The sequence below is a fragment of the Nitratireductor sp. PBL-C9 genome, assembly GCF_050877045.1.
Classification (GTDB): domain Bacteria; phylum Pseudomonadota; class Alphaproteobacteria; order Rhizobiales; family Rhizobiaceae; genus Nitratireductor; species Nitratireductor aquimarinus.
On record NZ_JBPAXW010000006.1, the window covers coordinates 164,322 to 180,166 of the forward strand.

At 65.3% G+C, this 15,845-nt stretch carries 11 protein-coding genes; 1 reads left to right on the forward strand and 10 read right to left on the reverse strand.

The annotated features are described in order from the left end of the window. Window positions 1-95 precede the first annotated feature (95 nt). The 5 genes from ACRTG1_RS14295 to ACRTG1_RS14315 all read right to left on the reverse strand — a co-directional run bounded on the left by ACRTG1_RS14295 (window position 96) and on the right by ACRTG1_RS14315 (window position 5,306). A complete protein-coding gene (locus ACRTG1_RS14295) occupies window positions 96-1,124 on the reverse strand; it encodes a glucokinase (RefSeq protein WP_206545545.1) in 1,029 nt (342 codons plus the stop codon). A gap of 354 nt (window positions 1,125-1,478) precedes the next feature. Continuing rightward, entirely contained in the window at window positions 1,479-2,522 is a 1,044-nt protein-coding gene (gene mepA / locus ACRTG1_RS14300; protein WP_206545546.1) for a penicillin-insensitive murein endopeptidase, read from the reverse strand. A 74-nt stretch (window positions 2,523-2,596) separates the two neighbouring features. Beyond that, entirely contained in the window at window positions 2,597-3,487 is an 891-nt protein-coding gene (locus tag ACRTG1_RS14305) for an SDR family oxidoreductase (protein ID WP_297560887.1), read from the reverse strand. Continuing rightward, window positions 3,484-4,614, reverse strand: a complete 1,131-nt coding sequence (gene queG / locus ACRTG1_RS14310) for a tRNA epoxyqueuosine(34) reductase QueG (protein ID WP_297560884.1) — start codon at window positions 4,612-4,614, stop codon at window positions 3,484-3,486. Before queG ends, ACRTG1_RS14305 begins: the two co-directional genes overlap by 4 nt. Beyond that, entirely contained in the window at window positions 4,614-5,306 is a 693-nt protein-coding gene (locus ACRTG1_RS14315; RefSeq protein ID WP_206545549.1) for a glutathione S-transferase family protein, read from the reverse strand. Before ACRTG1_RS14315 ends, queG begins: the two co-directional genes overlap by 1 nt. 140 nt (window positions 5,307-5,446) lie before the next feature. Here ACRTG1_RS14315 and ACRTG1_RS14320 point away from each other — a divergent pair, with 140 nt between their 5' ends. After that, window positions 5,447-6,253 (forward strand): undecaprenyl-diphosphate phosphatase, encoded by an 807-nt coding sequence (locus ACRTG1_RS14320; protein WP_206545550.1) that lies wholly within the window; start codon window positions 5,447-5,449, stop codon window positions 6,251-6,253. A gap of 299 nt (window positions 6,254-6,552) precedes the next feature. Here the strand turns inward: ACRTG1_RS14320 and trxA are convergent, their stop codons facing one another. The 5 genes from trxA to tsaE all read right to left on the reverse strand — a co-directional run bounded on the left by trxA (window position 6,553) and on the right by tsaE (window position 15,842). Then, on the reverse strand, window positions 6,553-6,876 hold the full coding sequence (gene trxA / locus ACRTG1_RS14325; RefSeq protein WP_113153654.1) for a thioredoxin: 324 nt from the start codon (window positions 6,874-6,876) through the stop codon (window positions 6,553-6,555). A gap of 75 nt (window positions 6,877-6,951) precedes the next feature. Continuing rightward, on the reverse strand, window positions 6,952-10,476 hold the full coding sequence (addA, locus tag ACRTG1_RS14330) for a double-strand break repair helicase AddA (RefSeq protein ID WP_432516449.1): 3,525 nt from the start codon (window positions 10,474-10,476) through the stop codon (window positions 6,952-6,954). Continuing rightward, window positions 10,473-13,598 carry a double-strand break repair protein AddB gene (gene addB, locus ACRTG1_RS14335; protein ID WP_432516450.1) on the reverse strand — a complete coding sequence of 1,042 codons (3,126 nt, stop codon included), beginning with the start codon at window positions 13,596-13,598 and terminating at the stop codon, window positions 10,473-10,475. The genes addA and addB overlap by 4 nt, the downstream gene beginning before the upstream one ends. Continuing rightward, entirely contained in the window at window positions 13,588-14,337 is a 750-nt protein-coding gene (locus ACRTG1_RS14340) for a nucleotidyltransferase family protein (RefSeq protein ID WP_206553313.1), read from the reverse strand. The genes addB and ACRTG1_RS14340 overlap by 11 nt, the downstream gene beginning before the upstream one ends. Then, window positions 14,334-15,842 carry a tRNA (adenosine(37)-N6)-threonylcarbamoyltransferase complex ATPase subunit type 1 TsaE gene (gene tsaE, locus ACRTG1_RS14345; RefSeq protein WP_432516451.1) on the reverse strand — a complete coding sequence of 503 codons (1,509 nt, stop codon included), beginning with the start codon at window positions 15,840-15,842 and terminating at the stop codon, window positions 14,334-14,336. The genes ACRTG1_RS14340 and tsaE overlap by 4 nt, the downstream gene beginning before the upstream one ends. Window positions 15,843-15,845 lie beyond the last annotated feature (3 nt).

A 15,845-nucleotide genomic window follows, 5' to 3' on the forward strand; every position in this document is an offset into this window, starting at 1 on the left:
ACGGGCGCTTGGCGCTCCAGTGCAGCTTTGCCAACAGGCTATGCCCGTTCGCTCTCGCTCATGCAACGGTGAATCCGGTCGAGGGCGGCGTCTTTTCAGTCTGCTTTCCAGCGCCGGCCCTGGGTTTCGACCCCGAAACGCACCGGTGTGCGGGCATAGGCGGCAAGGCCCACAAGTGCTGCCATCGGGTGCGTGATCACATAGACGGGGATCTCTTTCACCAGTGCGCTATGGGGCGCCTTGTCCTCAAAGGCCCTGCGGAAATTGCCGTTCTTGAGCGTCGGTACGATCTTCTGGGCGATGCCGCCGCTCAGATAAACCCCTCCCCGCGCCATGAAGATCAGCGCCATGTCGCCGGCAAGGCGGCCAAGATAGGTGACGAAGAGATCGAGCGTTTCAACGGCGACCGGGTCCGATCCATCGAGCCCCGCGCTGCTGATCTCGGCCGGCGTTTCATGAACGGGCTGCTTGCCATCGGCGGCGCTAATCGCCCGGTAAAGGTTGACCATGCCGCGCCCGCAAAGGATCTGCTCGGCTGCGACACGTCCCTCGATGCGCTCCAGATGCGGGAAGATCTCGAGATCGCGCTCGCTGCGCGGCCCCAGATCCACATGCCCGCCTTCGCCCGGCACCGGAAACCAGGTGTGCTGCGCATGAACCAGCCCGGCCATGCCAAGGCCCGTTCCCGGCCCCAGAACAACGCGGCTGCCCGTCGGGTCCGCCTCGCCCGGGCACACCATTTCCAGATGCTCGTCGTCGAGCGCCACAACGGCCAGCGCCTGCGCCTCGAAATCATTGATGACGATGATGTCGCCCAGCCCCATCTTCTCCATCATCTGGCGGGGGCGCACGACCCAGTCGCAATTGGTGAGATCAATCTCGTCACCATCGACGGGTCCGGCCACGGCCAGAACGGCAGACTGTGGTAAAATGGAGGTGCGGTCGAGGATGGCGCTCTGGATCGCCTCATCGATGGTTTCATAATCCGCGGTCTGCACCACCGGAAAGGTTTTCGGCTCGGCGTTGGAATCCACCAGAATGGCAAACCGTGCATTGGTGCCGCCGATATCGCCGATCAGGATGGGAAATCGAAGCGCAGTATCGTTTTCGTTCTTGAAATGCATGACATAGACTCAGGTTTCAGGCGCGGCCGAACGCGGCGCGCCTGTCAGTCTTTGCCCCATTCTCGATGACGCGCCGATGAATGTTTCCGGCGACGGGACGTTGCGCTGACGGCGCTAGCTCTGCTCCCCGCATGGTTCCCGGACCCGCCGTGCGGCGCACCCAGCATGCTTATGGTCATGGAACCGCCAATCGCGTTGCCCCACAACCCTTTTATTGCCAGCGCATCGCAGAACAGACGCAGATATGCCGCTCTGAAACACGCCTTTAGAGCGCAATTAAATCGGTTGAAGACAGAAGGCAAGCGCGCCGACGCCAAAAAACCGGCGCGCCTGGTCCTGTCCGGCGCTGATAATCTACTGGAATGCCGGCCTGTTGCTCGGGCGCGGCACGCTGGCCGACGGCATGGCCGAGAGGATACTGGCCGGGCTTTCTGCCTGATAGCCGAGCACGGGCAGTTCAGCCGTCGCCGCCTGCGGAACGCCGCCGGCGCCCGTCACGGTCACGGCAACCTCGGATACCGGGTCGGGTGCGGCAAGCACGGCGCGACAGGCCGAGGGCAGGGCGGCCATGGTCATGACATCGCGCGCCTTCGGCTTGGCAGGTCCCTTGGCCGGCTTCCACGGCTCGTCGGTGAACCACCAGGCCAGCGTGTCATCACACCCCTCACTGCGTGGTGGCGGATTCTGCGGCTCGCAGCCCGGCGACCCGGCGGGACAGCCGATGCGAACGTGGAAATGATAGTGATGGCCCCAGAAGGGGCGAACCTTGTTCAGCCACGAACGGTCGCCACGCACCGTGTCGCACAGCTTCTTCTTGATGCCGGGATGCACCAGAAGGCGCTCGACTTCCGGATAGCTCGCCGCGCGGCGCAACACGGCCTCATGTCCCTTCGTCCACTTCTTGTCGTCAACGTAGAGCGAGCCCTTCTTGAGCATGGAGATGGCGCTGATGCGCTCACGGTCCGCCACCGTCATCCGCTTCGCCGGCATTTCGGTGAACCAGATATCGGCGTCGAGCCCGAGCTGATGCGAGGCATGGCCGGTGAGCATGGGGCCGCCCCGCGGCTGCGAGATGTCGCCAACGAGCAGACCACGCCAGCCATCCTGCGCCGCCTCGCGCGAGAGCTTTTCCAGCACCGAGATCATGACCGGGTGCCCCCAGCGGCGGTTGCGCGAAAGGCGCATGGCCTGCCAGTTCGGCCCGTCGGGCGCAATGGCCACGCCGCCTGCGAAACAACCCTTTGAGTAAAACCCGTGCACGGCGGGGCGGGTGGCGGCGGGAAGTGTTTTCGCGCCGAAAAGCTGCTTGGCCAGCGGCTCGGCCTCAGCCGATGCAAGCGTGGCGGAAAAGCCCAGAAAGGCCGTGGCCGCCAGTTTCAGAATCCGTTGGAATCGCATCGTTTCCTCGTTTTCGACCCGCCCGTGCGATCATCAAAGCATAGCACAGCTTGTGATTCGCTTACGGTCGCGGTTTACGAATTTTCCGTCCGCCAGTTCCCGTCGGCCCACATGGCCTCGAGCGCCGCGCGATAATCGGGATGGCGCATCCGGTAGCCGGTGGCTTTCAGCCGCGCATTGCTCACCCGCTTGCACTCGCCATAGAAGGACCGCCCCATGGGGCTGAGATCAGCATCTTCGAAGGCGATGTCCGGCGGCGTTTCCTGCCCCATCAGCACGGAAGCATGGGCCACCACATCCTGCGGCGGCGAGGGGGCGTCATCCGTGACGTTGAAAATTCCGGTCTCGAACCGGCGGGCGAGATGCGCCGTGGCCCCGGCAATATCGTCCACATGGATGCGGTTGAAGACCTGGCCCGGCTTGACAATCCGCCGCGCCTTGCCCGCCTCCAGATTGCGAAAGGCGTTGCGGCCCGGCCCGTAAATGCCCGACAGCCTGATGATCGCCACCGGCAGCCCCGTTTCCGCCCCGAGCTGCGCCCATTCCGCTTCGGCAACCAGCCGTTGTTTCGAGCGTTCGGAGACGGGATCGCATTTGGCCGTTTCATCCACCCAGGCGCCATCGTGATCGCCATAGACGCCGACCGTCGACAGATAGCCGATCCATTTCAGCGCCGGCATGGCCCTGGAAATCGTCTCACGCGCGACCGCAAGCACCGGGTCACCCGACGCGTCGGGCGCAATGCTGACGATGAGATGCGTGGTTTCGGCCAGCGCCTTTTCCAGATCCGGCGAAAGCGCGGCCCCGCCCTGAAAAACATGTGGCGCGATGCCTGCCTCTTTCAGGCGTTCGGCATTCTCCGCGCTGCGCGTGGTGCCGGCAATGGACGCCGCTTCACCGGCAAGCTCGCGCGCAATCGCGCGGCCGGAATAACCCGCGCCGAAGATGAAGAAGCTCTTGGTCATGATCGCCCATCCCATTCGGCTTGCACGTCTGCATCGTTTTCCCGCGGACGCAGCTGCGTTTCAAGTAAAGCAAATGCCTTATTGTCCATAAGCCGCGACAGCGCCCACACGGCTGCGCCGCGCACAAGCGGCGCTTCGTCTTCCGCCAGACGCCTGCAATGGTCGATCAGGCCGGCTTCGCCGGAATTGCCCGCCGCGATCAGCACATTGCGGATGAAGCGGTTGCGCCCGATGCGCTTGACCGGCGAACCGGAAAAGAAGGCGCGGAACCCCGCATCGTCCAGTTCGAGAAGCCCGGAAAGCGGCGGCTCCTTCAGATCCTCGCGCGCCTGAAGCTTCGCCTCGGCCGCATCCTGCGCGAACTTGTTCCACGGGCATGCGGCAAGGCAATCGTCGCAGCCATAGATGCGGTTGCCCATGGGAATGCGGAACTCGCGCGGGATCGGTCCCTTGTTCTCGATGGTGAGATAGGAAATGCAGCGCCGCGCATCGATCTGGTAAGGCGCGGGAAACGCCTTTGTCGGGCAGATGTCGAGACAGGCGCGGCACGAGCCGCAATGGTCGCGCTCCGGCGCATCGGCAGGCAGGGACGCGGTGGTGAAGATCGAGCCGAGAAACAGCCAGGAGCCAAATTCGCGGCTCACCAGATTGGTGTGTTTACCCTGCCAGCCAAGCCCCGCCTCGCGGGCGAGTGGCTTTTCCATCACCGGCGCGGTGTCGACAAACACCTTCACATCCTCGCCGGTTCGCGCAGCCAGTTTGCCGGCAAGCTGTTTCAGCCGCCCCTTGATGACGTCATGATAATCGCGATTGCGCGCATAGACCGAGATCGCCGCCCGGTCCCGGCGCTTGAGGATTTCGAGCGGGTTTTCATCCGGCCCGTAATTCATCCCCAGCATGATGACCGAGCGCACCTCCGGCCACAGGCCCTGCGGATGGGCGCGGCGGTCCGCCGTCTCCTCCATCCACTGCATGCTGCCGTGGCGGCCTTCTTTCAGGAAATGCCCAAGCTCGGCCGCACGCGACGGTGCAGCCTCGGCAGACGCCACCGCGACGGCGTCAAAGCCCAGCGCATGCGCCTCTTTCTCGACGAACGCGCGAAGCCGGTCGGCCTGCGCGCCGGACATCAAAAGTCCAGATCCGCGTAGTGGGAAACGGGGGAGAGCCCGCGCACGCGGTCAGCAAGAATGGAACGGAAGCAGGGGCGCGACTTCATGCGCGAATACCAGTCGCGCGCGGCCGGATATTCCTGCCAGTCGACCTCGCCCAGATAATCCAGCACCGAAAGCGTGGATGCAGCGGCCAGATCGGCATAGGAGAGCCGCTTGCCGGCCATCCAGTCGCGCGTCCCGGCGAGCCAGTTGGTGTATTTGAGGTGCTGGCGCACATTGGCGCGGGCCGCGCGAATGGCCGCCGAATCCGGCGAGCCGCCGCCTTCCGCGCTGGACATCTGCGGCTTCAGCGCCCGCTCCCGCACCAGATGGCGGGTCACATCGGCATCGGCCTTGATCAGATACCAGTCCACCAGACGGCGGATCTCTGCCCTCTGGACCGGATCTTCGGCCATCAGCCGCTTGTCGCGCTTGAGCGCGCCACGGGTTTCGTCCAGATATTCGGCGATCACGGTCGGGCCGACAATCGGATGATCCCCCTCGGCAAGAAGCACGGGGATCGTGCCGGCCGGATTGAGCGTCAGAAACTCCTCGCGACGAATCCAGGGGCGTTCCTCGATCAAGGCGAGTTCCTCGCCATATTCGCCAAAGGAAAGCCGCACGAAGCGGCAGGAAGCATAGAGTGGATGATGAAACAGCGTCAGCATTTGTCGGCTTCTAAAGGAAGGCTCTGGCCATTTCATGGCCGTGGCGGTAATCCTTCGATTACCTGATTCTGCGATTTGGTCCTCTCAGCTATAGGGGGAGACTGGCAGACTGACAAGCAAGCCCTGATTGAGGAACGGACATGACGGATCAGACCATCGTGGGGGCCCTTCTCCTTGGCATCCTCGAAGGACTGACGGAGTTCATACCCGTCTCGTCGACCGGCCATATCCTTCTGGCCGGCCATTTCCTCGGCTTCGAATCCACCGGCAAGGCCTTTGAGGTCCTGATCCAGCTCGGCGCGATCCTGGCGATCCTCAGCGTCTATGCTGGACGTCTGTGGAAAATGCTTGTCGACCTGCCGCGCGATCCCGCAACACAGCGTTTCGTGATCGGCATACTCCTCGCCTTCCTGCCTGCGGCGGTGATCGGCGTTCTCGCCTACAAGATCATCAAGACCGTGCTCTTCGAAACGCCTCTGCTGATCTGCGTCATGCTCATTCTCGGCGGTTTCGTGCTGCTCTGGGTCGACCGCTGGGCGACCAAGCCGCGCTATAGCGACATCACGAAATTTCCCATGCCCATGTATCTCGGCATCGGCCTGTTCCAGTGCCTGTCGATGATCCCCGGCACCTCGCGCTCCGGCGCGACAATTGTCGGTGGCCTTCTCATGGGGGCGGACAAGCGCTCGGCAGCCGAGTTCTCCTTCTTCCTCGCCATGCCGACCATGACCGGCGCTTTCGCCTACGACCTCTACAAAAACTACGACCAGCTCACCGCCGCCGATGTGCAAATCATCGCCATCGGCTTCATCGCCGCCTTCTTCGCAGCGCTTCTGGTGGTGCGCTGGCTGCTCGGCTACGTGTCGCGGCGCGGCTATGCGCTGTTCGGCTGGTGGCGTCTCATCGTCGGCACCGCCGGCCTGATCGGCCTGCTCGTCTGGGGCTGACAGGGCAGGGGCTGAAGCGCGGAAACCAGTTTTCGAGTTGTCCCGGCTCGATATTGTGGCAGCGGCGTTGTGCGTGGTTCGACAAGCTCACCATGAGGGATGCAGGGCATTGCATAAAAGCCTGCTTCGGTGGCGCGGCTAACGGGTTTTACAGCCCTCGACCTCCCTCATGGTGAGCTTGTCGAACCACGCAGCACATCAATGCAATGGGGCGGCACATCTTCACAAACGAACGCTGACCCAGCCAACAAAAAACCCGGCGCAAGGCCGGGTTTTTCATGTCTCGAATATCGTCGTGATTAGCCGGCTGCGCCGCTGATCCAGGACGAAAGAGCCGTCTTCGGTGCAGCGCCGACCTTCATGTCAGCCACTTCACCGCCCTTGAACATGATGAGCGTGGGGATGGAGCGCACGCCATACTGAGCGGCGAGCTCCGGGTTCTCATCAATGTTGACCTTGGCGATCTTCACCTTGCCGCCGAGCTCGGCAGCGATCTCGTCGAGAGCCGGCGCGATCATCTTGCAGGGGCCGCACCACTCGGCCCAGAAGTCGACAACCACGGGCTCGGAAGCCTGCAGAACGTCGGCCTGGAAATTGTTCTTGTCCGCCTTCACGGTGGCCATGGGGATTCTCCTTATCGGCAAAACGTGTTGTACAACATGTGGGGGTGGCGCTTCGCTGCGTCAAGCGCTCTTGTGTCACGCCGGGGCAAGACGTTCAAGCGCAGCCGCCAGCTCCTCCTCCGGAACAGGCAGCAGAACCGGCGCTTCCGTGAAGAGCAGCGCAGCCTCGATCCGGCGACCCGGATAGAGCGGTTTGAGAAGCTCCGCATAAAGCGCCAGCTGCGCCACATAAGCGCCGGGCGCTTCGGCCAGCGTCTCCGGCGTGGGGCGGTTCGTCTTGTAATCGACGATCAGCACCGCTTCGTCGGTGACCGCAAGGCGGTCGATCTTGCCGGAAACGGCATGACGGCGCTCGCCGAGCGTCAATTCGCCCATCACGGAAATCTCTGCCCGCGAGCCGGACGCGAAAATCGCACTGAAACGCGCATCCTCGAGAATGGCCTGAACAGACCGCCAGACGCTCTCCCGCTCCTGCGCGGTCCAGCCACTGCCGACACGGTCGAGATAGCGCTGCGCGGCGGCCTCGCGCGCATCCTCCCGGCAGTCGGGCAGCAATTGCAGAAGCCTGTGCACGGCAATACCGCGCTGGATCGCAAAGCCCGGCTTACGCTCTCCGTCGAGCACCGGCGACCGCGGCGAAGGCACGGGCTCGTAATCGGCCTCGATCAACGCCCCCGCCCGCGATGGCGAAAGCGGACGCGGCAGGTCTGTCGGCATTGGCGGCGGCGTCAGCAGAGTTTCCGGCAGCGCTGTTTCAGGCGCGGCTTCGGCCACTGGCGCTGCCTCTTCCTCGACCGGTGGCGCTTCGCTCACACGGTAGCGATAGACCGGTGCACAGGCGGCGGGACGGTCCAGCTCCACCGCGACCTCCGCACCTGAAAGCGCCTGCCGCACCGTGTTCTGCCAGGTCAGGTCCTGCGGTTCGCGCGCACCGTGATACCCGCACACGATCAGCCGGTCCTCGGCCCGCGTCATGCCCACATAGAGAAGCCGGCGGTATTCTTCCTCCGCCTTGACCTTTGCATTCGCCTCGAAGCCTGCCGCCACCGAATTGGAGACATCCTTGCCGGCGCGCCAGAGGAAGCCCTTGCCCTGCCAGCCCTCGCCACGCGGCGCAAATGGCATCAGCTTTGGCAGATGCTGGGCGACGAAGGGCGCGCTGCCCGGATCGACGAGAAACACCACCGGCGCTTCCAGCCCCTTGGCGGCATGCACCGTCATGATGCGCAGCTCGTCGCGCGTCTGATCCATCTCGCGCTTGATCTCCGGGGCCTGCCCGTCAAGCGCCGAGAGCAGCGCCTCAAGACCGTTGAGCCCCGCCCGCTCGCCGGCCAGCGCAAATGACAGGAACTCATCGAGAATGTCGTTCGCCTCGTGGCCGAGCCGCGCGACGAACAGCCGGCGTGCGCCTTCCCGGTCCCCGCTGCCCGAAAGCAGCCCGGCATAGAATTCAAAGGCCGGCTTGAACGCCGCCTCGTTCTGCCAGCGTTGCAGCATATCGACCATGCCGGCCACCGCCGGGTCCGACAGCGCCTGCGCCCGCATGGCGTCGAACAGCGGCACCGCCCGGCCACGGTTCCAGGCAAGCCGGAACAGGCGCTCCTCATCCATGCCGAACAGCGGGCTTTTCAGCACCGCAGCCAGCGAGAGATCGTCATGCGGCTGCAGCAGAAAACGGCCAAGCGCGATCAGGTCCTGCACGGCAATATGCGCCGTCAGCCGCAGGCGGTCTGCACCGGCCACATCGATGTGGCGGTTCTTGAGGCTGCGCGACAGTGCATGCACGAAGCGGTCGCGCTTGCGCACCAGAACCAGCACATCGCCCGCCGTCAGGCGTTTGCCCGTGCCTTCAATGATCTCGCCATTCCGGATCCAGTCCTCGACTGTCTGGGCAATGGTTTCAGCCAGTCGCACCGCCGGAGCCGACGCGTGGTCGATGGCTTCCGTCCAGTCGTCCGGCTCCTCCACCACTTCCGGCGCGATGGGCGACCACACTTCCACATAGCCGGGCTGGCCCGCGCGCACCGCAAGATGCTCGATCGGCTCGGGATCATGGGTCAGCCCCTGCGCCGCCTCTTCCCTTGAGAACACCAGGTCGGCCGCTTTCAGAACATCCTCGGTTGAGCGGAAGGAATAGCGCAGGCGCAGGCGCTCGAAACGGCGCTCCGCCGCCCGCACCTTCTTTTCGAAGGCCCGTCCGCTTTCGCCGAATGCCGCCGGCTCCGCCCCCTGGAAGGAGTAGATCGACTGTTTCTCGTCGCCCACCGCAAAGATGGTGCGCTGCAATCCCTCGCGCGCACTTTCGCCGGCAAAAAACTCTTCGGCGAGAAGCCGCACGATCTGCCATTGCTCGGGGCTCGTATCCTGCGCCTCGTCGATCAGAACGTGGTCGATGCCCTTGTCGAGCTTGTACTGCACCCACGGTCCAGCATCGGCGCGCGCCAGAAGCCGGATCGTGCGCGTGATAAGATCGTTGAAATCGAGAAAACCGCGTGCCCGCTTCAGCCGTTCGTAGCGCGCGATCATGCCGTCGGCGATCACCAGTGCCGAACGGGTGGCCTCCAGCATGCGGAACAACGCCACGCGGTCGACTGCAGTGCGGATCACCTCCGCCGCTTCGACATAGCGCTCCACGATATCGGGCAGGGCGGCGCGCAGCGCCTTCTTGAACGTGCTCTCGCCATAAACGCCGCCATCGGCCTTGAGAAAACCCTTCCGCAGATGCTCCAGCCGGCGCAGCGGGTCGCGCTCCTCGAAGGCCAGCGTCGCCTCTGGCACGATGCCCTTCAGCACCGTCTTGGCGTCCACCGCCTCCGCCTCGGCCACAAGCGCGCGAAACGCGCTGGCGTCGAAACCGGGAAGCGGCCAGATGGAAGCGGCAATCGCCTCGGCGTCTTCACCCGGCGCAAAACCGAATTCCTCGAACAGCGCGCTGTAGGGAACCGGGTCGTTGGCAATCTCGTCGATGAAGGCGCGCAGCCCGTCGCGACGGGAGACGATTTCCGACAGGAGATCCTGAAGACCGCTTTCGCCACCGCGCTCCAGCACTTCGGCGAAGGCGTCCGACAGCACCGCGTCTTCGCCGGCGGCGCCCGACAGAAGATCGCGCCGCGCCTCGGCCAGCAGCGCCTCTTCCATCTGCGAATCCAGAAGCTCGAAATGGCCGGCAATGTTCGCCTCGAGCGGGAATTGATGCAGGATCGCCTCGCAGAAGGCGTGGATCGTCTGGATCTTCAGCCCGCCCGGCGTTTCCAGCGCACGGGCGAAAAGCCGCCGCGCGCGGGCGAGCGTTTCCCGGCCTGGCCTGCCGCCCTCAAGCTTGGCAATGACCTCCGACAGCGCATCGTCGGACATCAGGCTCCAGCCCGCGAGATCGCGAAACACGCGGTTGGCCATGTTGGCCGCGGCGGCGCGCGTATAGGTCAGGCAGAGGATTTTCGACGGATCGGCCCCCTGCAGCAGAAGGCGGATCACGCGCTGGGCGAGCACATGGGTCTTGCCCGACCCGGCATTGGCCGACACCCAGGCGGAGTTGGCCGGATCGGCGGCCAGCGCCTGCGCCCGGATCGTGTCTTCGGGGATGAAGGGCAGCTTCTTCATTCGCCCTCTCCGCCATCGCCCGTATCGCCACCGGCCGACCATTCGAGCACACGCGCCAGATGATCGTAGTCGCCGCCCACATCGCCTTCGCGGAATGGCAGGACGCGCGAACGGTAGCCGGTCTCGGCCTTGTGGTAATGCGCGAGAAGCTGCGACAGCCGCTCCCACGCTTCCTCGGCCATGCCGGGCGCTGTCTTGTCGCTGTTCTTGATCTTGAGAATGGACTCGGAAAACACCTCGCCATTCGCCTTGAGCCGCACATAGGCAAGTTCGTTCGGCTGCGCAGCCCCCACATCGGCAAACGCGCCGCGCTGAAGAAGTGCGGCCTCAAGCGCCAGCTGCGGGGAAATGAGCGTATGCGCCTGACGCCGCGAGGGCGTCGCGCCCGTCTTGTAATCGAGAATGTCGGCGCTGCCATCGTCACGAATGTCGATGCGGTCGGCGCGGCCTGAAAGGGTAAGGCCGAGCTTCGCCACCTCGATGGCCGATGCGCGGATTTCCGCATGACGCCTGGCGATGCCCTCCGCGCGCCCGCGCTCCCATTCGATGACGGCCTCGGCCGTGCGCTCGAAACGCGGCCACCAGACGGTCGCCACATCCTGCGGCAGTCCTGCCTCGGCAAAGAGCCGTCGCCCGATGGCGGTCAGACTTCCGAGCGCCTCATGCCCGGACGGATCGTCCACCTCCTTGACGAAGTGCTCCAGAATGTCGTGGAAGAGATTGCCGCGCTCGGCAGCCCCCGGATCGCGGATCAGAGGGTCGAGGGCAACCAGCTCCAGAATGCGCTTCGCATAGACCGCATAGGGGTCGCGCCGCAGCGTCTCGATCTCCGTGACCGAGAAGCGCGTCGGCCGCGCTTCCACTGCCGGGGCCGGTTCGGGTCGCGGAGCGAAATCTTCATCCGGTCTGTCGTCCAGAAGGCGCGCCCAGCCGATCAGCCTGCGGCCCCGCACGCGCATCGCCTCGGTCGCTTCTTTGCCGGCAAATGCAGTGATCCGCTGCAGCCAGCGCGAAGCGACGGCGGGGGCATCGCCGGCGCGCGCGGCGCGGGTCAGCACCACATTCTCCGATCCCATCGCCATCATGAAGTCATGCGCCGCCTGACCGATACGCCGCTCCGGCGGCTCCAGCGAAAGCTCGGCCTTCATCAGCCGCGACATGAAGCGGTCGGAGGAGGGGATGCTTGGCCAGGTGCCCTCGTTCATGCCGCCCAGCACCAGCGTGTCGACACTGAGAAGCCGCGCCTCAAGCGCGCCCCAGATCGCCACGCGCTTGTCTGCGCCCATGGTCGGCTTCACCACTTCGGTGGCAATCAGCGCGGCAAAGACCGGCGGCCATTCGCTGGCGTCGAAGGGCAGCGTCGTGTCGGAGCCGACCAGTCCGCGCAGGAAGGCGGCCATGGCCTGCCCCCGCTCGCCCTCATAGTAATTGGTGAGGCTGCCATCCTCGGAGCGCCCAAGCGCCTCCAGCACCTCCACGGTAAAGCGCGCCATGTCCGGCACGCCGACACCGCGCACGCCGCGCATTTCGACCAGCGGCGTAAGCGCCGCGCGCAGCGCCTCCAGCACGGCGCGTGCTTCGGCAAGGGCTGCATCGTTGACGCGCACGAACCAGAAGGGCTTGCGCGTGCTGCTCTCGATGCCCGCCCAGCGCGTCTCGAACAGCGTGTCGAGCGTTGCGATATCGGGCCTTCCTGTGCCACCGCGCAGCGCCACCAGTTCAATGGTCTCCGCCGCCCGTCGCACTCTGGCGCGTTTCAGTCCGAGCCGCAGGAGCGGATGTTTGAGCAGGGCCACCATGGCGATGGGTTCGCCGGGACGAAACACCGTTTCCAGAAGGAGCCGCGCCAGCGTCGCCGGCGGACTGTCGGCCAGTGGCGTGCCGCCGGAATCGTCCGCCTCGATGCCGAAGCGCCGCAGCTCCACGGCCACCCGCCGCGCCAGCCCGCGATCCGGCGTCACCAGCGCTGCCGTGGCCCTGTCGCTGGTCAGCGCGAGGCGCAGCGCAACGGCAATCGAAAGCGCCTCGTCGCGCTCGTTGGCCGTTTCCACCAGCGTGACGCCGGCCAGCGCACCGCCTTCCGTCGCATCGTCCGCCAGCGCCCGGTTTTCAAGCCAGGCATCGGTGGTTTCCGCCGGGCGCAGCGTTTCGCTCACCAGCGCGCGCCGCAGCGCAAGCGCCGGCGAGGGCGCGCCGATCTCCACCACATCCGCCCGCTCCATGCCCATTGCGGCAAGCAGCTTCTTCAAGCCCGCTTGCGGGTGCCCGAAGGCGGATGGCTCGGCTGCATCGCCCACCGCGTCCCAGGCGCGCGCATCAAGCCGCTTGTCCAGCCCCGGCAACACCACCGCGCCATTGTCGAGCCCGGCAATTGTCGCCAGAAGCCGCGCCGTCGCGGGAATGGTGCCGGTCGAGCCTGCCGCGATAACCGGGCCTCTGTGGGCCTGCGTCCTGAGCCGCGCCGTCTCGGCGGCCAGCATGGCGTTCCGATGCGCCGCCGGGTTGGAGCGGTCAAGCGCGTCAAGCAGGTTGGGCCAGTGCGCCGTGACGATCTGCAGGAATTCGAGCGTCACCTGCCACCAGTGCGCCAGCGCGTCGGGCGCAAGACCGGCAAGCTTCGTCCAGTCCGCTTCCTCGGTTTCGATCTCGTCCATCAGCGCGGCCAGATCCCGCGCGAGCCAGATGGAGTCCGACGCCGAGGCCGGCACCACCACGCCTTCCTCGAAGAGCGCGGCCACATGGCCGGGCAGGCGCGCCTTCCACGCCTGCACCATCGGCGCCAGAAGCAGGATGCGGTCCAGCGCCTCGATGGGCGGCGCAAGATCGAGTGCGGAAGCACCCTCCGTGTCGAACAGCGCCGCCTCCTCGTCGAACTCACCCAGCGGGCGAATGACAGGCAGGATGGCCGACTGGCCGCTCAGCTTTTCAAGCAGCACATCGCGCAGCGCGCGGGCGGCGCGGCGGGTCGGCAGATAGATCGTGACATCCGCCAGCGCCAGCGGATCGCCATCATGACGAAAACCGGGAACAAGCCGCCCGTCGAGCAGCGCTTCTGCAAGCGTCTCCAGGAAGTGGACGCCGGGGGGAATGGAATAGACGCGCGGCGGATGCTTAGCCGGCATCGCACTGCTCACCGTGCGCGGCCACCACCGCTTCGGCGGGCGCGATCGCATCCGGCGTGCCGACGGTGATCCACGCGCCGTCCATCTTCATACCGAACAGCCGGCCTTTGCGCTCCGCTGCATCAAAATAGGTGTTCAGTGACTGCGGCTCATCGCCGGCCCCGTCGAAGATACGCGGATTGAGCACAATCGCCCCCGCATAGATGACGCCGCCCGCCACGCCCCGGTCGCGGGCAAGGCGGCCATCCGCATCCATTCGGTAATCGGTCGAGCCGGAATGACCCGTCGCCTGTTCGGTATCCGCAACCATGAGGAGAATATCCATGGTCGCGTCGTCCCAGGCAAGGGCCAGCCGCTCCAGATTGGATGTGTCACCCTCGAGCCAGAACGTGTCGGCGTTGAGAATGAAGAATGGCGCATCGCCCAGATGCGGCAGCGCGCGGATGACGCCGCCAGCCGAATCCATGAGCCGGTCGCGCTCATCGGAGATGATGACATGCGGCGTAACGCGGTCAGCCAGATGCGCCTCCATCTGGTCGGCCAGATAATGCACATTCACCACCGCCGTGCCGACGCCGGCATGCTCCAGCATGTCCAGCGCACGGTCGATCAGCGTGCGGCCTGCGACCTGGACCAGCGGCTTGGGCAGCGTGTCGGTGATGGGCCGCATGCGCTTTCCCAGCCCCGCCGCCAGCACCATCGCCGTATCAGGCATATTGTCGGGTCTCGCCCCGCTCATTCTTCATCTCCGCCGAGGAAACCCGCCTCTTCGTAGAAGCCGCGCAGCTCATCCAGCGCGGGGTGGCGCATCGCCCGGCGCAGATAGGTGCGGATGCGCGGCAGATGCTTGATGTAGAACGGCTTGTGATCGCGCTGCTCGAGCCGCACGAAGGTGCCAAGCAGTTTCGAATTGCGCTGCGTTCCGCAAATCGCATAGGCCTCGTCGAACGCCGCGCGGTCAAATGGTCCCTGCTCGGCGCGGGCGGCGCAATAGGCCTCCACCACGGCGCGCTCCAGCTCTTCCGGCATCGTCACGCGCGCATCGAGCGCCAGCGAGGCAACGTCATAGGCCGCCGGTCCGCACACAGCGTCCTGCAGGTCGATCAGCCCCAGCCGGTCAAACCCTTCGCGCTCGCCGCGCCAGATCAGGTTGGGCGAATGGAAATCGCGCAGCACCAGGTTCTTTTCAAAATCTTCAAGGCGCGCGAAAAGCCGGTCCCAGCATTCCATATAGCCCGCGCGTTCTTCATCGCTTGCCGGACGGCCCGCCATGAACGGCATGTACCAGTCGGTGAGCAGGCTCACCTCGATGCCGAGCGCCTCGCGGTCATAGGGCGGCAGTTCATGCACATGCCCTTCTTCCACCGGCATCTCGGTCGGCCAGGCGTCGCGGTGCAGTGCTGCCAGCAGGCGCGCCGCCTCCACATAACGCTCGGCCACCGGCTCGCCCTCGGGCGAAAGAAACGGCGTCACGCCCAGATGCTCGGTCAGAAGCAGCCCGGTTTCCAGATCCTGCGCATAGACCTCATAGGCCGCGAACCCACGCGCGCGAATGGTGTTCGCCATCGCCACGGATGCCGCGACCGACTGCGCCAGATGCGCGATCCGGCTATAGGGCCGCCCGCATGCCAGAAGCGGCTCGTCGCGCCGTTCCGGCGCATTCATCAGGATGCGTCGCGCGCCAAGCCGCGTGGTCACGGTCTCATAGGCGCGCAGCGAGGCGTCACCCAGAAGAAACGCGCGATGCGCCCGCTTTTCACCGGCCTTGTTCAGAAAATCGCGAATGGCGAAGCTGCGCTCCAGCCGAAGCATGGCGTCGTCCGGTCCGCTGATCACCGCCAGCCGGCCTTCGCCCTCGTCATGCAGTTCGAGCCGGATCGCATCCTTAAGCGCGTCACCGGCGCGCTCCGGCCATTCGACCAGCGCAACGCCGTCTTCCGCCGCTTCGAACAGGCCGAGTTCTTCCAGCTCGTCCGGCTCGCCCAGCCGGTAGAGATCGAAATGATGCACGGGAATGCGCGCATCATAGCTCTGCACCAGCGTGAAGGTCGGGCTCGGCACATCCATGTCCGGGTCTTCGGCCAGCGCGCGAACGATGGAACGGGCCAGCGTCGTCTTGCCGGCGCCGAGATCCCCCTTCAGGGCAAGCACATCGCCGGCGCGCAGCGCCACGGCGATGTCTTCGCCGAACAGCGTCGTTGCGTCTTCATCCGGCAGGAAGCGTTCCAGAACGCGCGCGGTCATAGG